This window comes from Bacteroides sp. 41_26, from assembly GCF_949740115.1.
Taxonomy (GTDB): domain Bacteria; phylum Bacteroidota; class Bacteroidia; order Bacteroidales; family Bacteroidaceae; genus Bacteroides; species Bacteroides nordii.
In genome coordinates this window covers 15,485-38,802 of the sequence record NZ_CATJGZ010000107.1, presented here as the reverse complement: position 1 = coordinate 38,802, position 23,318 = coordinate 15,485, and the positions used below count along the sequence as shown (strand labels likewise).

21 protein-coding genes are annotated in these 23,318 nt (G+C 38.7%); 12 read left to right on the top strand and 9 right to left on the bottom strand.

All coding sequences use genetic code 11. From position 1 onward, the window contains the following. Positions 1-406: 406 nt before the first annotated feature. Both QX565_RS16230 and QX565_RS16225 read left to right on the top strand, forming a co-directional pair. Positions 407-1,123: an SDR family NAD(P)-dependent oxidoreductase gene (locus QX565_RS16230; RefSeq protein ID WP_289293505.1), complete on the top strand. Its 717-nt coding sequence runs from the start codon at positions 407-409 to the stop codon at positions 1,121-1,123. Between the two features lie 133 nt (positions 1,124-1,256). Then, positions 1,257-1,841 (top strand): phosphatase PAP2 family protein, encoded by a 585-nt coding sequence (locus QX565_RS16225; RefSeq protein ID WP_221651450.1) that lies wholly within the window; start codon positions 1,257-1,259, stop codon positions 1,839-1,841. Between the two features lie 418 nt (positions 1,842-2,259). On the opposite strand, the gene QX565_RS16220 is transcribed toward QX565_RS16225, so the two are convergent. The 7 genes from QX565_RS16220 to thiD all read right to left on the bottom strand — a co-directional run bounded on the left by QX565_RS16220 (position 2,260) and on the right by thiD (position 7,164). Continuing rightward, a complete protein-coding gene (locus QX565_RS16220) occupies positions 2,260-2,430 on the bottom strand; it encodes a hypothetical protein (protein ID WP_007485580.1) in 171 nt (56 codons plus the stop codon). A gap of 102 nt (positions 2,431-2,532) precedes the next feature. Next, positions 2,533-2,742 carry a hypothetical protein gene (locus tag QX565_RS16215; RefSeq protein ID WP_221651448.1) on the bottom strand — a complete coding sequence of 70 codons (210 nt, stop codon included), beginning with the start codon at positions 2,740-2,742 and terminating at the stop codon, positions 2,533-2,535. A gap of 83 nt (positions 2,743-2,825) precedes the next feature. Next, positions 2,826-3,290 carry a cold-shock protein gene (locus tag QX565_RS16210; protein WP_221651447.1) on the bottom strand — a complete coding sequence of 155 codons (465 nt, stop codon included), beginning with the start codon at positions 3,288-3,290 and terminating at the stop codon, positions 2,826-2,828. Between the two features lie 53 nt (positions 3,291-3,343). Next, a complete protein-coding gene (locus tag QX565_RS16205; RefSeq protein WP_221651446.1) occupies positions 3,344-4,417 on the bottom strand; it encodes an NAD(P)H-dependent flavin oxidoreductase in 1,074 nt (357 codons plus the stop codon). A 223-nt stretch (positions 4,418-4,640) separates the two neighbouring features. Then, complete coding sequence (rbp, locus tag QX565_RS16200) at positions 4,641-4,934, bottom strand: RNA-binding regulator (RefSeq protein WP_221651445.1); 294 nt, start codon at positions 4,932-4,934, stop codon at positions 4,641-4,643. 405 nt (positions 4,935-5,339) lie between these two features. Then, positions 5,340-6,227 carry an ACP S-malonyltransferase gene (gene fabD, locus QX565_RS16195; protein ID WP_289293504.1) on the bottom strand — a complete coding sequence of 296 codons (888 nt, stop codon included), beginning with the start codon at positions 6,225-6,227 and terminating at the stop codon, positions 5,340-5,342. Between the two features lie 91 nt (positions 6,228-6,318). Further along, on the bottom strand, positions 6,319-7,164 hold the full coding sequence (gene thiD, locus QX565_RS16190; RefSeq protein WP_221651443.1) for a bifunctional hydroxymethylpyrimidine kinase/phosphomethylpyrimidine kinase: 846 nt from the start codon (positions 7,162-7,164) through the stop codon (positions 6,319-6,321). Positions 7,165-7,363: 199 nt separating this feature from the next. Here thiD and QX565_RS16185 point away from each other — a divergent pair, with 199 nt between their 5' ends. From QX565_RS16185 to rbp (QX565_RS16145), 9 genes are all read left to right on the top strand, one after another. Beyond that, complete coding sequence (locus QX565_RS16185; protein ID WP_289293502.1) at positions 7,364-7,795, top strand: DUF3788 domain-containing protein; 432 nt, start codon at positions 7,364-7,366, stop codon at positions 7,793-7,795. 6 nt (positions 7,796-7,801) lie between these two features. Then, positions 7,802-8,926 carry a GyrI-like domain-containing protein gene (locus tag QX565_RS16180; protein ID WP_289293501.1) on the top strand — a complete coding sequence of 375 codons (1,125 nt, stop codon included), beginning with the start codon at positions 7,802-7,804 and terminating at the stop codon, positions 8,924-8,926. A gap of 12 nt (positions 8,927-8,938) precedes the next feature. After that, positions 8,939-9,409: a GyrI-like domain-containing protein gene (locus tag QX565_RS16175; RefSeq protein WP_289293498.1), complete on the top strand. Its 471-nt coding sequence runs from the start codon at positions 8,939-8,941 to the stop codon at positions 9,407-9,409. Positions 9,410-9,891: 482 nt separating this feature from the next. Then, positions 9,892-10,623 carry an NUDIX hydrolase gene (locus tag QX565_RS16170; RefSeq protein ID WP_002560287.1) on the top strand — a complete coding sequence of 244 codons (732 nt, stop codon included), beginning with the start codon at positions 9,892-9,894 and terminating at the stop codon, positions 10,621-10,623. A gap of 66 nt (positions 10,624-10,689) precedes the next feature. Beyond that, on the top strand, positions 10,690-12,180 hold the full coding sequence (locus QX565_RS16165) for a xylulokinase (RefSeq protein WP_289293497.1): 1,491 nt from the start codon (positions 10,690-10,692) through the stop codon (positions 12,178-12,180). Positions 12,181-12,262: 82 nt separating this feature from the next. Beyond that, on the top strand, positions 12,263-13,579 hold the full coding sequence (xylA, locus tag QX565_RS16160) for a xylose isomerase (protein ID WP_221651438.1): 1,317 nt from the start codon (positions 12,263-12,265) through the stop codon (positions 13,577-13,579). A gap of 131 nt (positions 13,580-13,710) precedes the next feature. Then, positions 13,711-15,174, top strand: a complete 1,464-nt coding sequence (xylE, locus tag QX565_RS16155; protein ID WP_221651437.1) for a D-xylose transporter XylE — start codon at positions 13,711-13,713, stop codon at positions 15,172-15,174. A 255-nt stretch (positions 15,175-15,429) separates the two neighbouring features. After that, a complete protein-coding gene (locus QX565_RS16150; RefSeq protein WP_002560283.1) occupies positions 15,430-16,062 on the top strand; it encodes a peroxiredoxin in 633 nt (210 codons plus the stop codon). A gap of 212 nt (positions 16,063-16,274) precedes the next feature. Then, positions 16,275-16,520 carry an RNA-binding regulator gene (rbp, locus tag QX565_RS16145; RefSeq protein WP_002560282.1) on the top strand — a complete coding sequence of 82 codons (246 nt, stop codon included), beginning with the start codon at positions 16,275-16,277 and terminating at the stop codon, positions 16,518-16,520. 77 nt (positions 16,521-16,597) lie between these two features. Here the strand turns inward: rbp (QX565_RS16145) and QX565_RS16140 are convergent, their stop codons facing one another. Next, a complete protein-coding gene (locus QX565_RS16140; protein WP_221651436.1) occupies positions 16,598-17,986 on the bottom strand; it encodes a cytochrome c peroxidase in 1,389 nt (462 codons plus the stop codon). Between the two features lie 612 nt (positions 17,987-18,598). Beyond that, positions 18,599-19,648 carry a DUF2776 domain-containing protein gene (locus QX565_RS16135; RefSeq protein ID WP_289293494.1) on the bottom strand — a complete coding sequence of 350 codons (1,050 nt, stop codon included), beginning with the start codon at positions 19,646-19,648 and terminating at the stop codon, positions 18,599-18,601. A 225-nt stretch (positions 19,649-19,873) separates the two neighbouring features. On the opposite strand from QX565_RS16135, the gene ileS reads away from it, so the two are divergent. Beyond that, on the top strand, positions 19,874-23,299 hold the full coding sequence (gene ileS / locus QX565_RS16130) for an isoleucine--tRNA ligase (protein WP_289293493.1): 3,426 nt from the start codon (positions 19,874-19,876) through the stop codon (positions 23,297-23,299). Positions 23,300-23,318 lie beyond the last annotated feature (19 nt).

Sequence of the window (23,318 nt, the reverse complement as noted above, 5' to 3'; positions counted from 1 at the left end):
GAAAAAGAAAACATAGTGAAGAAAGGACATATCTTTCGTAGTTAACATTTATTAAAGCAATATTCTGCGGAAACATTTGGTTTTAATAGAGTATACGAAGATCGTGTTGATTCTCTACGAGCAATGGGCCGTTTCTCACCAAGAAATAAACTAAATATTCATAAGATATAACAATTTGCATGAACATGAAAATAGAAACAATTATCAATTGTTATGAAAACAGAAAATAAAATATTGAATGGAACTTTTTTGATTAACTTTTATTAAAGATCTGTTTTTTATAAATAGTTGGTATTAATAGAGTATACGAGAAGAAAATTTAAAACAGAATCTAAAATCTTGATTTCAATCAAGACTTTTTTTGTTCTGACGGAATACTTTTGTACCAGACAAATAAGAACTGAAAATGAAGAAGGTTATCATCATAGGTGCTACATCCGGTATTGGACGTGGATTGGCAGAGACTTTTATAAACGAAGGGTATATTGTCGGCATTGTTGGTCGTCGGGAACTAATACTACAGGAGATCTGTTCGCAAAGTGAAGATTGTCACTATAGAGTATGCGACATTACCAATGACAATGATACACTTTATCAACTCAATACACTCACTAATGAAATGGGGGGTATGGATATTCTGGTAATTTGTTCCGGTGTGGGGGAAGTAAATCCAAAATTGGACTATCGGCTGGAGAAGCCGACTCTTCTGACAAATGTAATTGGATTTACTAATATTGCGGATTGGGCTTTCCTATTCTTTCAACACCAGCAGTCAGGACAACTTGTTGTTATATCTTCCATTGGCGGTATTCGTGGAAGTGGTGTTGCCCCGGCATATAATGCAACCAAAGCGTTTCAAATGAACTACACAGAAGGGCTAAGGCAGAAAGCTGCAAAATTACCTTATCCTCTATATATCACAGATATACGCCCCGGTTTCGTTAACACAGCTATGGCAAAAGGAGAAGGCTTATTTTGGGTGGCATCTCTTGATAAAGCAGTATGTCAGATATATAAAGCCATTATACGAAAAAATAAAGTAGTCTATATATCCAAACGTTGGAGGTACATAGCATGGTTTCTAAAAATAATTCCTTCTTATTTGTATTGTAAAATGATGTAATGATACAATTCCGGTCATTTATCAATCTTAAAATCATATAGAAATATGTTTTTGTTTAATAACAATCAACTTTATATCCGATATCTTTTAATACCTTTGAGCGTTATTTACAACAAAATCAGATGAGGGTATGATGAGTCTCCGTAAACTACTTTTTTGGGTGTTTATTTGTATATTGACATTGTGTGCTTTAAGATATGGAGTCCTGGAAAGTGCGAATCAGTACATCTATAATCTTCGTAATACACATATTCCTTCTTTTGCCTACCGATATGATGATTTTCTGCCATATCTTCCGCTGATAATTATGTTCGGATTAAAAATAACAGGAATAAAGAGTCGAAGTAACTGGACACAAATGCTGGTTGCTACTGTTTTTTCATTTGCATTGATGGTAATTACTGTCTCTTCAATTAAGTCATTGGCTGGAGTATTAAGACCGGACGGATCTGATTTATTATCTTTTCCTTCGGGGCACACGGCAACCGCTTTTACATCAGCATGTTTGTTGTACAAGGAATATGGCAAGAAAAATATCCTGGTAAGTATAGTGGCCTATTTACCGGCCGTAGTTACAGGTATTACCCGCCAGCTTAATAACAGGCATTGGTTAAGCGATGTAGTAGGAGGGGCAGTGATTGGAATTGTTGCAGTGGAAGCAGGGTATTTCTTTACGAATTTACTTTTCAAAAAAAACAGAACTAAGATACAGATCTGATCTCTATACAATCAAAAAGGAGTCCGGCAATTACCGGACTCCTTTTTCAAACGTTTCTTTCAATAAAATTCTGATAACAACTTTTTTACTCATGGAGCATCACATACCCCCAAATCATAGAATCGGCATTTCCGATTCTATCTAACAATCTTTTTACCCATTTCATAATTTAAACATTTTATATTATATACCTTGAAAACACTGCAAATGTAAAGTAGAAATGTTACGATTGAATTGATATAAAGCAAAAAATATATTTCAAAGTTCTGTTTTTTGATATATGTCAATGAATCCACCTCTTTTTGTATGACAATTATAGATAAAAAAAGACTTCTTCGGGTGTCACTTTATACACCCGAAGAAGTCTCTACTACTAAATATGACTATTTAGAAATGCAGTTTTTATTTTACTTTCTGATTAGTCATTATTATCTTCTTCACCATCAACCAGGTTATTTAATTCAATTTCCAAATCGACTAACTCCTGTTCCCACAATTTTATAATATCTTTGGGAGTATCTTTAGGAGCCTTTTTAATCCTTTCCTGAGCAACAGATACCTGATGCTCCAACTGACTGCGTCTGCCCATATCGGTTATTTATTTATGATTATATAAATTAATTATTACTATGAATAACAGCCACCGAAAGTAAAAGTTTGTTCAATAAAGACTTTTATTACACTAAATATTTTAGACTTTTGAGCTATGCAGTTTTTTATAAACCTCTATGCGAAGATCTCTTTCTGCTTGGGATAGGTGCGCGGGAAGCTCAATTGATGTTCGCGGACTGATTGCCACAAGCACCACATCACCTACACTCTTTTTATACTCTTTGAGTACGTTCTCTATCAACTGACTGGACGAATTCATTTCAGATCGTATCATATTACCTTTTTTCATAATTCAAATTGTATTATTTTAGTTTTATATTTTATAGAAATGATTCTTGTTCCATCTACTTTTAATCAGAGTCTGACGTACTATCAATTTCCTGTTTTTTGTTCATTCTCGAAGCAGATATTCACTGCATTCATACCTTTTATCCCTCGTTCGAGATCGAATGTCACAATGTCATTTTCTGAAATATCAGCCATTACATTGTTCACGTGAAAAAAGTATTTCTCAGTTCCCGAAAGGTCTTTGATAAAGCCAAAGCCTTTGGAAGTGTTGAAGAATTCTACCCGTCCTTTCATTACGGTTGGAATCTCTTTTTCCTTTTTAGGAGTAGATATAACAATTTCCTCCTGCTTTATTTCTTCTTTTTTGATGTTCTCTGTTGGTGGTGTAGAGGTTATCATACCATTTTCATCAACATAGGCAATCATATCATCCAGGCTATTCGCTTTGGGTGATAGTTTTTTTTCTTCTTTTCTTTTTTGTTTTTCCGCTCGGCGAGCGAGTCTTTTCTTTTCGTTCTCACGTTTGTCAACTGTTACGGATTTTGCCATTAAAATTATATTTTGATTAATACTTAAATATCTCAACGTTTGCTGATTTCTGATTAAACCAACTTGTGAGTTGCTAAGAAGAATTCACTTTCCAGTTTATTCATTACTTCTTTTACACTACTTATTTTTTCTGCGAGAAAAGCATTGCTGCCGGCAAATGCATATCCTCTTCTCATATTACCTTTTGCAGCATTATACAATGCTTTGATAATGCAATAAGGGCTTTTTTGATAATCACATGTCTTGATGCAATGAAATGAGCATTTTTTAGGTCTTTCCATACCACTTTCTACGTTATGGATAAACTCTCCATTGATGGCTCTTCCCGGCATCCCGACAGGGCTTTCAATGATAAGTACATCTTCAGGTTTGGAATGGATGTACACTTCTTTAAAAGTTTGGGAAGCATCACATTCCTGTGTTGTTACAAAAATACTTCCCATCTGTACAGCCGAAGCCCCCAGCTCCATAAAACGGGCAATATCTTCTCCGGTAGAGATTCCACCAGCAGCAATTACCGGAATCTTTTTCTTTTCACTGTAACTATTGGCTATCGCTACCACTGCCGGAATCAATGATTCTAAAGCATAACTTTGATCCTGCAGTTGCTCCTTCTTAAATCCTAAATGCCCGCCGGCTTTGGGACCTTCCACCACAATCGCATCGGGCAGATAGTTATAATTGGCCAGCCATTTATCACAAATAATTTTTGCAGCTCTTGAAGAAGATACGATAGGTACCAATTTAGTAGAACTATCCGGTGTTAAGTAGGCAGGTAAGTCAAGGGGAAGTCCTGCACCCGAAAATATTACATCAATTTTTTCATTGATTGCCGTACGAATCATGTCGGCATAATTGGAAAGTGCCACCATAACGTTCACTCCAATAATTCCGTTCGTCTTTTTACGTGCTTTTCTGATTTCCTCTTCCAATCCACTAATACATTTTTCAGTATAAGTTCCTTTTCTTTTAGGATATAGCAATCCTAAACCGGCACACGAAATTACACCCAATCCTCCTTCATTTGCCACTGCTGATGCTAAACCGGACAGTGAGATTCCAACACCCATTCCACCTTGTACAATAGGTATTTTGATTTCAATATTTCCTATAAAAAATGATTCCATAAATTTATTTTGTACTATACTATAAGCCGGATAAACAACCTTGAATATACTTTATGCTAAAGAGTTGACGCATGTATCGACCCAATGAAAAGGTACAGGATTGGAAATTCCTGATATTATATAGAAGAACGGAAAATTAATAAACATTCCGTGAATAAGTAAAAATGAGATAACTTTAATGCAAAAACAAAAGAGGATCTTCTGTTTTTGCATTATCTGGATATTAATATCTTCTGGAGTTATTATAGTTTCTTCCTCCGTTTGATGGTTTTTCTGTACGTGGACGTGCAATGCTTACTGCAATCACTTTTTGATCGTATTCTACTCCGTTAAGCTCGTCAATCGCTTTCTGACCTTCTGTATCGTTTGTCATTTCTACAAAAGCAAATCCTCTTGACTTTCCTGTTTCTCTGTCTAAGATTACTTTAGCTGAAGATACTTCTCCATACTCTGCAAACAAATTATTTAAGTCAGCATCATTTGCGCTAAAGCTTAAACCTGAAATGTAAATGTTCATTTAAAATTTTATTAAAATAAATACTAATTCTGGAGTGAGGGAGATAATTAAAGGAGAGACCTGCTTAATAATACATAAAAAGGAGAACTATGCGATAACGACTTCGTAACTCAAACTCTGAGTACAAAGATAGTACAATAAATCAGAGAATCATACTTTGTTGCTTAATTTAAAAATTAAAAGTGTTCATTGTCATTTATTAGTAGAACATATTCACTATAAAGCACATGGAGTTTTATTGATTAAAACGCAAATTAACACTGATTTTGCAAATGAATAACATTACTTGAAGTGAGTTGTATTGCATTTCAAACAAAGGTTTTCAAACGGGTATATCTAAAAAAAGAGAATTTCCTGTGACGGAAATCCTCTTCATTTTTCATTTATTGTATAAAGGAAAATATCTTATGCTATTCCATGAGCAGAAACCGTAGAATCGATTTTCTTAATCAATCCCTGAAGCACTGCACCCGGACCACACTCTGTAAAGTCGGTAGCACCATCGGCAACCATATTTTTCACAGTCTGAGTCCAACGTACAGAAGCAGTGAGCTGAGCAACCAGGTTCTTTTTAATTTCAGCAGGATCAGTATGAGGCAATGCATCTACATTCTGATAAACCGGACATTTGGGGGTATGAACTTCTGTTGCATTAATAGCAGCTTCCAGTTCTACTTTTGCAGGATCCATCAAAGGCGAATGGAAAGCGCCACCTACCTTTAAAGGAAGGGCACGTTTTGCTCCGGCAGCTTTCATTAATTCACAAGCTTTCTCGATACCTGGCATTGAACCTGAAATAACAATCTGTCCCGGACAGTTATAGTTAGCAGGAACACAAACTTCGCCTTCAGCTGTAACCGTAGCACAAATTTCTTCTACTTTTTCATCAGGCAATGCAATGATAGCAGCCATTGTAGAAGGAGTAGCCTCACAGGCTTTTTGCATAGCCATAGCACGTGCATAAACCAGTTTCAAACCATCTTCGAATGAAAGTGCACCGGCAGCAACCAATGCGGAAAATTCACCCAGTGAATGACCGGCAGTCATTTCCGGCTTAAAATCGTCACCCATGCAAAGAGCTGAGATTACTGAATGAAGGAAAACAGCAGGCTGAGTCACCTTTGTCTGACGAAGGTCTTCGTCAGTACCATTGAACATAATATCTGTAATGCGATATCCAAGGATATCATTTGCTTTTTCGAACAATTCCTTTGCTAACGCAGAGTTATCATACAAGTCTTTACCCATACCCACAAACTGGGCACCTTGACCAGGAAATACAAATGCTTTCATATTTTCGTTCTAAATTTAAATTTGCGGGTGCAAAGTTATATATTTTTGTCATACAACAGCACATAATCTGCAATTTTGTGCAATGAAGATACTATTTTCCTTCTAATCTATCTGCCTTATCATCAATTATCTGCGCTTTCTCAGGATTCCAAAAATGGCACAACGGTCCATTCCCTTTTCCTGCAACTATCTCTTTACCTGCGTCAATGGCTCTACTCAGGTAGTTTTTAGCCTTACCTACCGCTTCATTCATGGTACACCCTAATGCCAGGTATGTAGCGATAGAAGAGGAGAGGGTGCATCCCGTTCCATGTAGATTTTTACTTACTATCTTCTTCTCCTTATATATGAATAAGTTTCCGTCAGCACATAAGATATCTTGCATCTCATCTCCCGGCAAATGCCCCCCTTTTATTAATACGGCAGTCCGGTAAATAGCCGAAAGTTCCCGGGCAACTTGTTGCATATCCTCCAATACAACAATCTTTTTGCCCGTTAAAACTTCTACTTCGTCCAGATTTGGGGTAAGGAGAGTCGTTAGTGGAAAAAGTTCTTTCTTTATGATTTCAATAGCAGCATCGTTCATTAACTTTCGCCCGCTGGTAGACACCATCACCGGATCATATACCACATGTTCGGGACGAAATTTACGCAAACAATCAGCTATGGCCCTAACTGTTTCTTCTTCGCTTACCATCCCTATCTTAACAGCATCGGGATGCAAATCTTCCATTACGGCTTCTATCTGTCCGCAGACAATTTCAGCAGGAACAACATGTACAGCACGTACTCCTACTGTATTTTGTACGGTTACAGCTGTGATGGCGGACGCAGCATACCCTCCTAAAGCAGATATGGTCTTGATGTCTGCCTGTATACCTGCTCCGCCCGAACAGTCGGAACCAGCAATGGAAAGAACCACCGGATAATGTTTCATACTTGTTTTTATATATTTTCAGGGAACAAAGTTAGTATAAATTCGTACTCCTGTCAGAACTTGTTTTAATTTTCCTTTTAAAATTCGTTTCTTTGATTTTTAATATAAAGATGCCTATTTAGGACAACTGATTATGGAAGAAACGTACTACTTTTGCTGCATAAGCTCTAATTTAGAATCAATCGTAATATAGAATGTCATGAAACAACCTTTTCAAATACCAACTTCTGAAAAGATAGAAAACTTAATAGGAGAGGATCTTTATTATGTATGGACCTCTTTGTGTCAGCTCATCGAACAAAAATATGAGATGGAACGGCTTTGGAACAAGGGTGGTAAGGCCTGGACGTATGAATACAAATATCGTAGAGGAGGCAAAACTCTTTGTGCCTTATATGCTAAGGAATATACTTTCGGCTTTATGATTATTTTAGGGAAAGATGAACGCGCTAAATTTGAAACACAGCGGGCGTTTTTCTCAAGGGAAGTACAGATGAAATATGATGAAGCAACTACTTTTCATGATGGCAAATGGATTATGTTTGAATTAAAAAACACAAACTTATTCAGTGATATGGAACGGCTGTTGCAGATTAAGCGAAAACCCAATCGCGCAACTACAAACAGATAAAAATAAATGGTTATAAATAAAAGATATTGCCAAAGTTGCGGAATGCCACTTCGTTTCGATGTAGAAGAGTGGTTAGGTACTAATTCCGATAATTCCAGAAGCGATCAGTTTTGTTACTATTGCCTGAAGGACGGAAAATATACCGTTGATATATCCATGCAGGAGATGATTGATATCTGGATAAAATACACAGATAAGTACAATGGCTATGCAAATACTGCATATTCTCCGGAAGAACTAAGGGAAATCTTAAACAAACGTTTGCCTGCATTGAATCGCTGGCGACAAAAGCAGGAAACAAATAATGTTCATCATCAAACAATTCAGAATGTTATCATTCACATTAACAATCATCTGTTTGACAGAATAGATACGGATATACTTTGTGCGATAAGTGGTTTGTCCAAATACCATTTCAGAAGAGTTTTTCAGGCAGTGACAGGAGAAAATATCGGAAGTTACATACAACGTCTACGCATAGAACACATAGCACATCTGTTAATATCAACAGACTATACCATAAATCAAATACTGGAACATACGAATTATCAGACCAAATTCAGCATTGCTAAGGCATTCAAAAAACATTTTGGTATATCTGCATCCCAATACAGGGAAAAGTATAAACAGGCAGGTAATGAGCAAAACACAGTGATCTTTCCTGAAATAAAGACTCTCAACCCCATTAAGATATTCTGTATCGAAGTGGGCGAAGCTTACAAAGATAAGTTCCGGTACAGGCTGATCTGGGATAAACTTATACATCATGCTAAACGATACAATATAGACGGAAAGGATCGCAGATTTGTAAGTCTAAGCATGGATGATCCATCCATCACTCCTGAAGAAAAATGTCGTTTCTATTTGGGTATAACCTTATGTTATGATAAAAAAACAGATTTAAATTCCGGGATAATGGAAATACCTGGCGGGCGTTATGCAATATTCAGACATACCGGAGACTATTCTTCACTATATGAGTCCTACCGAATCATTTATGAAGAGTGGTTCCCCGCAAGCAGATATCGTCCTCAGAATACTTTAAGCTTCGAAATATACACGAATCATTCATCTGCAACAACAAAAACGGAGCTAATAACAGACATATATATACCAATTACAAAGAAATAAAGATTCACCATTATGGCAAGGATTTCAGAAATAATGTTGTTACAACAACCGGAGCAACCGGTATTGATAGTCGAAGTACATACAGATATGAATGGAATGACTAAAGCGATCGGAGATAACTTTATTAAAATAGATTCTCTGTTTAAAGAGCAAAATGAAGTTACAACAGATATTCCTTTTGTTGAGTATCCCCACTATGAAAGCTTAACTGAACAGGACATCAGAATGATCATTGGCCTTAAATCATCCGGAAGGCTGCAAGGTAAAGAAGATATAAAATCATTGATAGTACCTGCACGTAAAATAGTCTCCTGCCTGCATAGAGGGCCGTATAATGAACTGGCTGCTCTTTATAATGAGATGACGGAATGGATAAAATTGAATGGATATAAAGCTTCCGGTTCATCCATAGAATATTACTATAGTAGTCCGGATGTACCAGAAGCAGAACAAGTCACAAGAGTTGAAATGCCCGTATTTTAATATTGAGTACTTCCCGTATGGGAATTAAAACAGGAATGAACAGGAATTAGCGCAGGTGACATTTAATCTGCGCTAATTTGCGTTCATCCCTGTTATATTGCATTTCCGGATTATCAAATAGAACAGGGGGCCTTCTCTCTTTATCCTTTTTTAACAATCTAATGATATCCCCCTCATATCCTTTCCATAAATACAAATTGGTATATCGTATAAAATACAATAAGTCTCTTTTGCCATATACAGAAATAAACCGACGAAACTAACTGAAAATAAAGGCATCTGTAGTTTGTGTACTTTATACAATTACTAATCTTCTGTAAAGCCCAAAATACATATTGTAATTTGTATGATAAGACAATTTGCAGTTACTGTAAAATAGAAGATATGTATATCTTTGGAAAACAATGTTTTAGAACATACAATTTTCTATTTACAAAAACAAAAACAGCCTCTATATTTGTATCGTTCAAAAAACAAGTGATATGCAAAATATACAGCAACAAGCCCCATTGGCAAACAATCACATCTCAGTGGACTGTGTGGTGATTGGTTTTGACGGCGAACAATTAAAAGTACTGTTAGTAAAACGAATGGGAGAGGAGAACGGTGAAATATACCATGATATGAAACTCCCCGGAAGCCTGATTTATATGGATGAAGATCTGGACGAAGCTGCACAACGTGTATTATGTGAACTGACAGGTATCAAAAATGTAAATCTGATGCAGTTCAAAGCTTTTGGCTCTAAAAACAGGACAAGTAATCCTAAAGATGTACACTGGTTGGAACGTGCCATGCAGTCGAGAGTAGAACGCATTGTGACCATTGCCTATTTATCAATGGTGAAAATAGACCGGGCACTGGATAAGAGTTTAGATGAACATCAGGCATGCTGGGTAGCTTTAAAAGATATAAAGGTACTGGCTTTTGACCATAATCTTATCATTAATGAAGCGTTGACCTATATCCGTCAGGTGGTAGAATTCAATCCCTCAATGCTTTTCGATCTGTTACCACGAAAATTCACAGCTTCTCAACTACGTATACTCTTTGAATTAGTATACGACAAACCGGTAGATGTGCGCAATTTCCATAAGAAAATAGCCCTAATGGAATATGTCGTTCCTCTCGAAGAAAAACAGCAAGGCGTTGCCCACCGTGCCGCCCGCTACTACAAATTCGACAAAAAAGTATACAACAAAATAAGACGGTAGGGGGAAATTATAAATTAAAAGATTCTCCAATCGTAAATTGTAAATCGTTAAATCGTAAATAACATCATGTATCTATTAGGTTATGACATAGGTAGTTCGTCAGTGAAGGCGAGCCTTGTAAATGCTGAAACAGGCAAGTGCATAGCTTCGGCATTTTTTCCAAAAACAGAAGCTGCTATTATTGCTGTTCATTCCGGATGGGCAGAACAAAATCCGGAGAACTGGTGGGAGAATTTAAAACTTTCCACACAAGCCATCCTGGCAGAATCGGGTATAGACGCTACTGATATTAAAGCGATTGGCATCTCTTACCAAATGCACGGACTGGTATGTGTAGACAAGAACCAGAAAGTACTTCGTCCTGCTATTATCTGGTGCGATTCGCGTGCTGTTCCCTATGGACAGAAAGCCTTTGAAACCCTCGGAGAAGAACTTTGCCTTTCGCACTTATTAAACTCTCCGGGCAACTTTACAGCATCCAAACTGGCGTGGATCAAAGAAAATGAACCGGCTGTCTATGAGCAGATTTATAAAATAATGCTTCCGGGTGATTACATCGCAATGAAATTGAGCGGAGACATCTGTACAACTGTAGAAGGGCTCTCCGAAGGTATATTCTGGGACTTCAAAAACAACCGCTTAGCCGATTTCCTGATGAAATATTACGGTTTTGATGAATCGCTGATTGCTGATGTTAAATCGACTTTTGCAGAACAGGGACGTGTAAGTGCAGCTGCTGCGAACGAACTGGGCTTGAAAGAAGGTACACCTATCACTTATCGGGCAGGTGACCAACCCAATAATGCTCTTTCACTGAATGTATTCAATCCGGGTGAAATTGCATCTACAGCAGGAACATCCGGCGTGGTATATGGAGTAAATGGTGAAGTAAACTATGATCCTCAATCACGTGTCAATACCTTTGCACACGTTAATCACAGTGCCAGCCAGACCCGTCTCGGAGTATTACTCTGTATCAACGGAACCGGTATTCTCAATTCGTGGGTAAAACGCAATGTCGCTCCCGAAGGTATTTCATATAATGATATGAACGTATTGGCTGCAACAGCTCCCATTGGTAGTACCGGGCTTAGTATACTTCCCTTTGGCAATGGTGCCGAACGTATGTTATGTAACAAAGAAATAGGTTGCAGCATCCGCGGTTTGGACTTCAATGCACATGGCAAGCAACATATCATTCGTGCAGCCCAGGAGGGGATCGTATTCTCGTTCAAATATGGTATTGATATTATGGGGCAAATGGGCATCCCGGTACAAAAAATCCATGCAGGACAGGCCAATATGTTTTTAAGTCCTGTCTTCCGTACTACTCTGGCAGGTGTAACAGGAGCTATCATCGAACTTTATGATACGGACGGATCGGTAGGGGCAGCCAAAGGAGCCGGTATCGGAGCAGGTATTTACAAGGATAACAATGAAGCATTTGCCACATTGGATAAACTGGAAGTGATTGAACCCGATACTGCCAAACAACAAGAGTATGCAGAGGCTTATGAAAGATGGAAATTCTGTCTGGAACAATCAATGAATAAATAATCTAAAAAAACAAAGTATAAACCTTGTAACCGATGTATAATCAGTATATATATATCAGTTACACAATCAATTAATTTAAATTATGGCAACAAAAGAGTATTTCCCCGGAATTGAAAAAATTAAATTTGAAGGTAAAGATAGTAAGAACCCAATGGCATTCCGCTACTACGATGCTGAAAAGGTGATCAATGGTAAGAAAATGAAAGACTGGCTGAAATTCGCCATGGCATGGTGGCATACACTCTGTGCGGAAGGTGGTGATCAGTTTGGTGGTGGAACAAAACAGTTCCCATGGAATGGCGAAAATAATCCTGTTCAGGCTGCCAAAAACAAAATGGATGCAGGCTTTGAATTCATGCAAAAAATGGGTATCGAATATTACTGTTTCCATGATGTAGACCTGGTGACAGAAGCTGATACAATTGAAGAATATGAAGCTAACCTGAAGGAAATTGTCGCTTATGCTAAACAGAAACAGGCAGAAACAGGCATCAAACTGTTGTGGGGTACTGCCAACGTATTTGGTCATGCACGTTATATGAATGGTGCAGCTACCAATCCGGATTTTGATGTAGTGGCTCGTGCTGCTGTTCAGATTAAGAATGCAATTGATGCAACGATCGAATTAGGTGGTTCTAATTATGTATTCTGGGGTGGACGCGAAGGCTATATGTCACTATTGAATACAGATCAGAAACGTGAAAAAGAACATCTCGCTCAGATGCTGATGATAGCCCGTGACTATGCCCGTGCACGTGGTTTCAAAGGTACTTTCCTGATTGAACCCAAACCAATGGAACCTACCAAACACCAATACGATGTAGATACCGAAACAGTGATCGGCTTCTTGAAAGCTCATGGGTTGGATAAAGACTTTAAGGTAAATATCGAAGTAAACCATGCAACATTGGCAGGTCATACTTTTGAACACGAACTGGCAGTAGCAGTTGACAATGGTATGCTGGGTTCTATTGACGCCAATCGTGGTGACTATCAGAATGGTTGGGATACAGACCAGTTCCCTATCGACAACTATGAACTGACACAGGCTATGATGCAGATTATCCGTAATGACGGATTAGGTAATGGAGGCACAAACTTTGACGCCAAAACCCGTCGTAACTCTACCGATCTGGAAGACATCTTTATAGCTCACATTGCCGGTATGGATGCTATGGCCCGTGCTCTGGAAAGTGCAGCCAATCTGCTGAATGAGTCTCCATACAAGAAGATGCTTGCTGATCGTTATGCCTCATTTGATACCGGTAAGGGTAAAGAATTTGAAGATGGTAAACTGTCCCTGGAAGATCTGGTTTCATATGCTAAAACAAACGGCGAACCCAAGCAAACCAGCGGCAAGCAAGAATTGTATGAAGCAATCGTAGCGATGTATTGTTAATAGTGATGAGTTTTTTAGTGATAAGTGATTAGTGCCATGCGGTATGTATCGCATAGCAGCTACTCACTTATCACCACTCACTTATCACTACTTACTTATCACTAATCACTAATCACTTATCACTATTTATTATGAATAATACAAATGAAGGTAGCAAACTCTACCTATATTCCATAACATCAGTAGCCATTCTGGGCGGATTGCTGTTTGGTTATGACACCGCAGTGATCTCAGGGGCAGAAAAAGGGCTTGAAGCCTTCTTCCTTACTGCCACCGATTTTCAGTATGACAAGGTTATGCACGGTATCACTTCTTCAAGTGCTTTGATAGGTTGTGTGCTGGGGGGGGCATTATCCGGAGTCTTTGCTTCCCGACTAGGACGCCGTAACTCATTACGACTGGCAGCTGTACTTTTCTTTCTTTCTGCATTAGGTTCTTACTATCCCGAATTTTTGTTTTTTGAATACGGTAAGGCTGATATGAATCTACTTATTGCATTCAACCTGTACCGTGTTTTAGGAGGTATCGGAGTAGGACTGGCATCCGCTGTATGTCCGATGTACATTGCCGAAATAGCTCCGTCCAATATTCGCGGAACATTGGTTTCCTGTAACCAGTTTGCCATTATCTTCGGTATGCTGGTGGTATATTTCGTTAACTATCTTATTATAGGCGATCATCAGAATCCGATCATCAATAAAGACGGAATGACAGGTGTTCTTTCTGTCAGTAGCGAGTCTGATATGTGGACTGTATATGAAGGATGGCGTTACATGTTTGGCTCTGAGGCATTCCCGGCAGCCATGTTCGGCCTGCTGCTATTCTTCGTTCCCAAAACTCCGCGTTATCTGGTGATGATAGATCAGGATCAGAAAGCATACTCTATCCTGGAGAAAGTAAATGGTGCTTCGAAAGCAAAAGAAATATTAGCAGAAATCAAAGCCACTTCTCAAGAGAAGACAGAGAAACTATTTACTTATGGTGTTGCAGTAATCGTAATAGGAATTCTGCTTTCTGTATTCCAACAGGCTATCGGTATTAATGCTGTACTATACTATGCTCCGCGTATTTTTGAAAATGCCGGTGCTGAGGGTGGGGGTATGATGCAAACGGTCATCATGGGTATTGTAAATATCATCTTCACATTGGTTGCCATCTTTACTGTAGATAAGTTTGGCCGTAAACCACTGCTTATTATTGGTTCCATCGGTATGGCATTCGGGGCTTTTGCTGTAGCTTTGTGTGATAGTATGGCTATAAAAGGTATCTTCCCGGTAGTATCCGTTATCGTTTACGCAGCTTTCTTTATGATGTCATGGGGGCCTATCTGCTGGGTATTGATTTCAGAAATCTTTCCGAATACAATCCGTGGCAAAGCAGTTGCCATTGCAGTGGCATTCCAATGGATATTCAACTATATTATATCCTCTACCTTCCCTGCACTCTACGATTTCAGTCCGATGTTTGCATACAGCCTTTACGGAATTATCTGTGTAATTGCCGCTATCTTTGTAGGACGCTGGGTACCGGAGACGAAAGGTAAAACTCTGGAAGATATGAGTAAACTTTGGAAAGATAGAAAAAAAGGAATTTAATATATAGGTTCTCTCATATATAAACTATGCATTTTAAGTATGCGTTAATTAGGTTATTAACACATACTTAAAATGCATAGTTTATATGTACAAAGTACGTACTTTTATAACCGTTGATATTCAATAGTTTACGAATGTGTTTTCATATCTAAATAGAGAAATATTATGTATCGTTAATCTTTGTTTTACGAACAAAGACCAGTGTACTTTGTTTTTCCGGTAATCATTAAATAACATCTAAAACAGAAGATAATTATGAGATCATTAATTGGAAAACAAGCGCCGAAATTCAATGCCACGGCAGTAATCAATGGGCATGAAATCGTTCCGAATTTCTCACTGGACCGATATAAAGGTAAAAAGTATGTAGTATTTTTCTTCTATCCGATGGATTTTACATTTGTATGCCCTACCGAACTGCATGCTTTCCAGGAAAAATTTGCCGAATTTGAAAAACGGAATGTTGCCTTGGTAGGTTGCTCAGTGGACTCCGAATACTCACATTACTCCTGGCTGCAAATGCCGAAGAATGAAGGAGGTATTCAGGGGGTGAAATATCCTATTGTATCCGATTTCTCTAAATCAATCTCTGAGAGTTATGGAGTACTGGCTGGAAGTTATGCTCCCGATGAAAATGGCAATTGGGTATGTGATGGGGCTCCGGTAGCTTTCCGTGGATTGTTTTTAATTGACAAAGAAGGTATTGTTCGTCATTGTGTTATCAATGACCTCCCATTAGGACGCAATGTAGATGAAGTATTACGTATGGTAGATGCGTTGCAGCATTTTGAAGAATACGGTGAAGTTTGTCCGGCTAACTGGTCTAAAGGCAAGGATGCTATGAGTGCAACCGAAAACGGAGTGGCTGACTACCTGAGCAAGCATTAATAAAAAGAGATACTAAAATATGAAAAAGGGCGTTTATTGAAAAATAAATGCCCTTTTATAGTTGATATTCCAAATATTATGACGTTATTTGCGCCGAAAACAATTGATCGTTTTATTATACTCTATTTTCTACCTAATCAGTTGAATCCGGATTTAATTTCAAACCTCTCTTGTTTCTAAATTTATTTATCAATTTTTATTTTTTGTATTTTATGAACATGTACATTGGAAACCTTAGCTATCGTGTTAAGGAAGCAGATCTGAGACAGGTAATGGAAGAGTATGGAACAGTAGATTCAGTAAAACTGATCATCGACCGTGACACTCGTAAATCTAAAGGATTCGCATTTGTAGAAATGCCTAACGACGATGAAGCTAAGCATGTAATTTCAGAACTGAACGGTGCTGAATATGAAGGTCGTGCAATGGTAGTAAAAGAAGCTTTGCCTCGTAACTAATCCATTCATATAGAAGTAATAAATAAGGGGATGCATTTGAACAATACATCCCCTTATTATTTGTAAGAGTCCGGAATCTATAGTTCCTTACTATTATCATTAGTCAAAGGTTTACCCTTATATTCTCCTGTAAGAGTTTCCAGAAATGCTACAATCTCGTCTAACTCTCCATCAGATAAGATAGCATCTACTTGATATTTCGCCATATAGTCAACAGCATCTTTCATTGTTTTCATACTTCCATCATGGAAATAAGGAGCTGTTAGGGCTATGTTTCTCAAACCGGGAACTTTAAAACGGTGTTTGTCACGATCTGCTTTAGTCTGTTTGAAGCGCCCGTTGTCCTCTTCAGTCATTTCCAATCCGCGATCAGCGAAATAATCTCTTTTCACTCCCATCAGCTCATAAGATTGTCCACCAAGAGTTTCACCGACATGACATGTTGCACAGTCGTACTTTTTGAAAAGCTCATATCCAGTCAGTTCTGTATCGTTGATTGCACTCTTCTCGCCCTTCAGATAACGGTCAAAACGAGAGTTGGGAGTAAGCAATGTCTTCTCAAACTCTTCGATAGCATTGGTTATATTCTTCTCTGAATAACCTTCCGGATATACTTCCGTAAAAGCTTTTGTGAAGTTAACATCTTGCTGCAACTTAGCTATAATTTCGTCAAAAGAATGACAAGCCATCTCTACCGGATTTAGGGGAGGCCCGGCTGCTTGTTCGGCAAGCGTATTAGCACGTCCGTCCCAGAACTGTACGAAGTTATAAGCTGCATTGTAAACGGTAGGTGCATTTACACCTCCGAATTGTCCGCCGACCCCTTCAGAATATCGCTTATTATCTACACCACCAGTGTTCAATCCATGACAAGAAGCACAGGAGATGCTATTATCTGCCGAAAGACGGGTGTCATGATATAGCATATCTCCCAAAATAACTTTGTTCATATCTACCGGTAACGAATCCGCAACGGGACGTATGGGTTCATTAGCAAACTCAGCAGCAGCAAGTCCATTGGCATAATGCGCCAGACGGTGTTGTCTTACCCAGGCAAGTGCCATCTCTTTTTTTGTATCGGTGGTAACAGATCCCCAATGTACCATATAATATTGGTGCAAAGGCATTTTGCCATCCATCATTACTTTCTCTACCTTTGCTAAAGCTACTCTACCAACAGATTTACCAGCCTTTAATGCTTCAGCCATCTCTGTCATGTCAAAAGTACGATAACCAGCAGCAACATCTTTCATAATCATGCTGTTGACAACGGGCCAGTCTGCATAAAAAGGAAGGTCGGGATTGGAAGAGTGACAGCGTAAACAACCACCGGAGGTAATAATCTCCTGCATTTGTGCATCAGCAGTAAGCTCCTGTGATGGAGCTCTGTTTACCACGCAATAGGTGACAGCCAGAAAACCGACTACTACCAGTGATGCGATAATTAGTTTTGTGCTCTTTTTCATTGTGCATTCTTTTTTAGTTAGTTATTGCGATTTTTATAAATCAACGGACATAAAGACAACATCTACATCAGACAACTGAGGAAACATACGAATGATCAGATTGCATCCAATTAATATTAAAAAAGTATACTTATGTGTGATACTAATAAAAAGACGGGATAATATCAGTTTACTGTTTTCTCTGTACAAACACCGTAACAGACATCTCCACGCCATAGCCAAAATCACATTTAAAAGAAATGCAAAAAAAGGAAGCGGGAAATTATCTGTCGTTGCCTGCAACAATACTGCTAATGCATAGTAAAACGTTGCAAATAATGATTGCTTGTGCATGATGCTTTTCGTTTAACGCCACAAAGCTAATTAAAATTATGTATATAAACGTACAAAGTAAGAATTAAATTGTATTAAGTACAATCTTGGATTAAATTTAATAGATAATCAAAGGGGAATGAAAGTTGCTTTGGATTTATGAATAATGCAACAGTAGTTGAAATCCGTTTAGCCTTGAACCCGATATCTAACTGATGATTCGCATAAATAATAAAAAGCCGGCAATCAAAGAAAAGTCTTCGATTACCGGCATTATTAACAGATAAATAATATTTTTCGCTATTTAGAAGATGTACCACTCTCCAAAATACTAACAATGGAAAAAAGAGTAAAGCAGATAGCTCCCAAACCAGTCAAAACACGGGCAGGAATGAAATAATCTTCGTGAATAGTTCCTAATTCAAAGGTAAAAGCAGCCAAAAACAAACATGCTAATGCTGTCAGAACAGGAATGATCGGAATACGACTGGATAAAGCAAACTCATGTCGCCAAACTTTGGCCAACAAAATTACTTTGCTGGAAATGCTGTAGCAAACCAATCCTAATCCAATCATTATATAACCAATTACTCCGTTTGTAGTGCTCGAATCGGCAAAGATAACAAACACCCCCCAAATAAAAGAAATAGTCCCCATTAACAGTACCAGTTTGGGCCATCGGTTACGTTCTGTAACCGAATATACATTCCTTACCTGACGGGCAATAGTTGCTACCAAAGCAATCAGACTGGTACAAATACAAGCAAGCCCCACCATTACATGCCCAGCTACGAAGTAAGCGGGATGTATTTCACTCTGCCCTAACAGAAGAAAAGCCCATATCCAGGCAACACCAGACGTTATAACTACTATTCCTTTTAATACACGTTCTTGCCCAGCTGTAAAAGCCTTCTGAGGAACATTATGCCCGGTATCTTTCGCATTGGTGGGAATTAAGGAAAAACGGGTGGAAGAAGTAGCAGCAGTTGCCACACAAATTGTAATTAACCCTACTCCGGTCACTACATGCCCGGCAACGAATGAATGGGAGTCATCAGAGGAAGTGAATAGAACAACACCACCAATGATTGTAATTACGGCAACCAAATAGGCAATGGCAGGCAAAGCATATTGAGAATTTCGCCCATATGTATGAATTATCTGACGTATGATAGTAGCAGCCGTAGCGAAAAGTGCAATACAAATCATACCCAATGAAAATACAACAGGACCTGCTACCAAACGGTTAGGATCGTCCCCCAATACATAAATAAATGTCCCGTAGCCGAAACATAACAAAGCCATTGCCAATGGAATAGCTCTGAATAACACGCTTATACCGTAATTCATAATTCTATATAATTTTAAAAATTTCCACTACAACAAGGTTTAACGTGATTTGTTTTTATCCGGTTACTGCTTTTTAGAGTCTTTTCACAAGAGGGCTATTTCTACCGGATTGAAATTAAAAAGCCTTTTCTTGTATGCAAACGAATGTTTTTGTACATTTGCACCCTTAAAATAAGGAGGGTACCTCCAACTGTAATTGTAAATAGTAAAATCGTATCTATAGTCATGAGCAAGAAGTTCGCCGAATATTCGCAGTTCGACCTTTCACAGGTAAATAAGGACGTATTGAAAAAATGGGACGAAAACCAGGTTTTCGCCAAGAGTATGACAGAACGTGAAGGCTGCCCTTCGTTTGTATTTTACGAAGGACCTCCTTCAGCTAATGGTATGCCGGGCATTCACCATGTGATGGCTCGCTCTATCAAAGATATTTTCTGCCGATACAAAACAATGAAAGGCTATCAGGTAAAACGTAAAGCCGGTTGGGATACGCATGGATTGCCTGTAGAGCTGGGTGTGGAAAAAGCGATGGGTATCACTAAAGAGGATATCGGTAAGAGTATTTCCGTGGCCGAATATAATGCAGCTTGCCGTAAAGATGTGATGAAATTCACCAAAGAATGGGAAGATCTGACTCATAAAATGGGATATTGGGTGGACATGCAACATCCGTATATCACGTATGATAACCGTTATATCGAAACCTTGTGGTGGCTATTGAAACAGTTATATAAAAAGGGACTACTTTACAAAGGATATACCATTCAACCTTATTCTCCGGCTGCCGGAACAGGATTAAGCTCACACGAGTTAAACCAACCGGGTTGCTATCGCGATGTGAAAGATACGACTGTAGTAGCACAGTTTAAGATGAAGAACCCGAAACCTGAAATGACAGAGTGGGGGACTCCTTTCTTCCTTGCATGGACTACTACGCCATGGACTTTGCCCTCAAATACTGCGCTTTGTGTAGGTCCTAAGATAGATTATGTAGCTGTACAATCATACAATGCATATACCGGCCAGCCAATCACAGTGGTATTAGCAAAACAATTACTGAATGCTCACTTTAATCCAAAAGCTGCTGAACTGAAGCTTGAAGATTATAAACCGGGAGACAAGTTGGTTCCGTTCAAAGTGATAGCCGAATACAAAGGTACTGACCTTGTAGGTATGGAATATGAGCAACTGATCCCATGGGTTAACCCAGGTGAAGGTGCATTCCGCGTCATCTTGGGTGATTATGTAACTACTGAGGATGGTACAGGTATCGTACATATTGCTCCGACATTTGGTGCAGACGATGCTCAGGTAGCAAAAGCAGCCGGCGTTCCTCCTTTGCAGTTAATCAATAAGAAAGGCGAACTCCGTCCTATGGTAGACCTTACCGGTAAATTCTATACTTTAAATGAACTGGACGAAGCGTTTGTAAAAGAACGGGTTAACGTAGAACTATATAAAGAATATGCAGGGCGTTTCGTAAAGAATGCCTATGATCCGAATCTTACTGATCAGGACGAGTCATTGGATGTGAGTATTTGTATGATGATGAAAGCCAACAACCTGGCATTCAAAATAGAAAAGCATGTGCACAACTATCCGCACTGCTGGCGTACGGACAAACCGGTATTGTACTACCCGTTGGACAGTTGGTTTATTCGTTCTACTGCCTGCAAAGACCGTATGATAGAGCTGAACAAAACAATCAACTGGAAACCGGAATCTACCGGAACAGGACGTTTTGGCAAATGGCTGGAAAATCTGAATGACTGGAACCTGAGCCGCTCTCGTTATTGGGGTACTCCGTTGCCTATCTGGCGTACGGAAGATAACAGCAGTGAAATATGTATTGAATCAGTAGAGGAACTATACAATGAAATAGAGAAATCGGTAGCTGCCGGATTTATGAAATCTAATCCTTACAAAGAAAAAGGATTCGTTCCGGGACAGTATACAGATGATAATTACGATAAAATAGACTTGCACCGTCCATATGTGGATGATATCATCCTGGTATCCGAAGACGGAAAGCCTATGAAACGTGAAACAGACCTTATCGACGTATGGTTTGATTCAGGTGCTATGCCCTATGCACAAATTCACTATCCTTTTGAAAATAAAGAATTGCTGGATAGCCATGAGGTATATCCGGCAGACTTTATCGCAGAAGGTGTGGACCAGACACGCGGATGGTTCTTTACACTACATGCTATTGCAACAATGGTATTCGATACCATATCTTATAAAGCTGTTATCTCTAACGGTCTGGTATTAGATAAGAATGGCAATAAAATGTCCAAACGTCTGGGCAATGCTGTTGATCCGTTCTCTACAATTGAGAAATACGGTTCTGACCCGTTGCGTTGGTATATGATAACGAATTCTTCGCCATGGGATAACCTGAAGTTTGACATAGATGGTATCGAAGAAGTTCGTCGTAAATTCTTCGGTACTTTATATAACACATATTCATTCTTCGCGTTATACGCCAATGTCGATGGATTTGAATACAAGGAAGCAGATGTACCTATGACAGAACGTCCGGAAATAGATCGCTGGATACTTTCTGTGCTGAATACACTGATTAAAGAAGTGGATACTTGTTATAATGAATACGAACCGACCAAAGCAGGACGACTGATCTCGGATTTTGTGAACGATAATCTATCTAATTGGTATGTTCGTTTGAACCGTAAACGTTTCTGGGGAGGTGAGTTCACACAAGATAAACTGTCTGCTTATCAAACGCTGTACACATGTCTTGAAACAGTAGCCAAACTAATGGCACCGATTGCCCCGTTCTATGCAGATCGTTTATATAGCGACTTGATTGCTGCTACCGGACGTGACAATGTCGTTTCTATTCACCTTGCTAAATTCCCTGAATACAATGAAGAGATGATAGACAAAGGGCTGGAAGCACGTATGCAAATGGCACAGGACGTCACTTCAATGGTATTGGCATTGCGCCGTAAAGTAAACATTAAAGTTCGCCAACCGTTGCAATGTATTATGGTTCCTGTAATAGACGAGGAGCAGAAGGCTCACATCGAAGCGGTAAAAGCATTGATTATGAATGAGGTGAATGTAAAAGATATCAATTTTGTAGATGGTGCTGCCGGTGTATTGGTGAAGAAAGTAAAATGTGATTTCAAAAAACTAGGTCCGAAGTTTGGAAAGCAGATGAAGGCCGTAGCTGCTGCTGTTGCAGAAATGTCACAAGAGGCTATTGCCGAACTGGAAAAGAATGGTAAATATACATTGAATCTGGATGGGACAGAGGCTGTGATAGAAACGTCAGATGTGGAAATCTTCAGTGAAGATATACCGGGATGGCTGGTTGCTAATGAAGGTAAACTGACAGTTGCTCTTGAAGTTACCGTTACTGAAGAGCTTCGTCGTGAAGGTATTGCCCGTGAATTAGTGAACCGCATTCAAAATATTCGTAAATCAAGTGGATTTGAAATAACTGATAAGATTCGGATAACAATCTCTAAAAATCCACAGACAGATGATGCGGTAACAGAATATAATAATTATATTTGTAACCAAGTTTTGGGTACATCCCTGACTTTGGCAGATGAGGTAAAAGACGCTACGGAGCTTAATTTCGATGACTTTTCTTTATTTGTCAATGTAGTAAAAGAATAATTCTAATACCAATAACCTC

Coding starts and splice junctions, on each gene's coding strand:
- QX565_RS16230 (WP_289293505.1), top strand. CDS start 407: ATGAAGAAGGTTATCATCATAGGTGCTACATCCGGTATTGGACGTGGA.
- QX565_RS16225 (WP_221651450.1), top strand. CDS start 1,257: ATGAGTCTCCGTAAACTACTTTTTTGGGTGTTTATTTGTATATTGACA.
- QX565_RS16220 (WP_007485580.1), bottom strand. CDS start 2,430: ATGGGCAGACGCAGTCAGTTGGAGCATCAGGTATCTGTTGCTCAGGAA.
- QX565_RS16215 (WP_221651448.1), bottom strand. CDS start 2,742: ATGAAAAAAGGTAATATGATACGATCTGAAATGAATTCGTCCAGTCAG.
- QX565_RS16210 (WP_221651447.1), bottom strand. CDS start 3,290: ATGGCAAAATCCGTAACAGTTGACAAACGTGAGAACGAAAAGAAAAGA.
- QX565_RS16205 (WP_221651446.1), bottom strand. CDS start 4,417: ATGGAATCATTTTTTATAGGAAATATTGAAATCAAAATACCTATTGTA.
- rbp (WP_221651445.1), bottom strand. CDS start 4,934: ATGAACATTTACATTTCAGGTTTAAGCTTTAGCGCAAATGATGCTGAC.
- fabD (WP_289293504.1), bottom strand. CDS start 6,227: ATGAAAGCATTTGTATTTCCTGGTCAAGGTGCCCAGTTTGTGGGTATG.
- thiD (WP_221651443.1), bottom strand. CDS start 7,164: ATGAAACATTATCCGGTGGTTCTTTCCATTGCTGGTTCCGACTGTTCG.
- QX565_RS16185 (WP_289293502.1), top strand. CDS start 7,364: ATGAAACAACCTTTTCAAATACCAACTTCTGAAAAGATAGAAAACTTA.
- QX565_RS16180 (WP_289293501.1), top strand. CDS start 7,802: ATGGTTATAAATAAAAGATATTGCCAAAGTTGCGGAATGCCACTTCGT.
- QX565_RS16175 (WP_289293498.1), top strand. CDS start 8,939: ATGGCAAGGATTTCAGAAATAATGTTGTTACAACAACCGGAGCAACCG.
- QX565_RS16170 (WP_002560287.1), top strand. CDS start 9,892: ATGCAAAATATACAGCAACAAGCCCCATTGGCAAACAATCACATCTCA.
- QX565_RS16165 (WP_289293497.1), top strand. CDS start 10,690: ATGTATCTATTAGGTTATGACATAGGTAGTTCGTCAGTGAAGGCGAGC.
- xylA (WP_221651438.1), top strand. CDS start 12,263: ATGGCAACAAAAGAGTATTTCCCCGGAATTGAAAAAATTAAATTTGAA.
- xylE (WP_221651437.1), top strand. CDS start 13,711: ATGAATAATACAAATGAAGGTAGCAAACTCTACCTATATTCCATAACA.
- QX565_RS16150 (WP_002560283.1), top strand. CDS start 15,430: ATGAGATCATTAATTGGAAAACAAGCGCCGAAATTCAATGCCACGGCA.
- rbp (WP_002560282.1), top strand. CDS start 16,275: ATGAACATGTACATTGGAAACCTTAGCTATCGTGTTAAGGAAGCAGAT.
- QX565_RS16140 (WP_221651436.1), bottom strand. CDS start 17,986: ATGAAAAAGAGCACAAAACTAATTATCGCATCACTGGTAGTAGTCGGT.
- QX565_RS16135 (WP_289293494.1), bottom strand. CDS start 19,648: ATGAATTACGGTATAAGCGTGTTATTCAGAGCTATTCCATTGGCAATG.
- ileS (WP_289293493.1), top strand. CDS start 19,874: ATGAGCAAGAAGTTCGCCGAATATTCGCAGTTCGACCTTTCACAGGTA.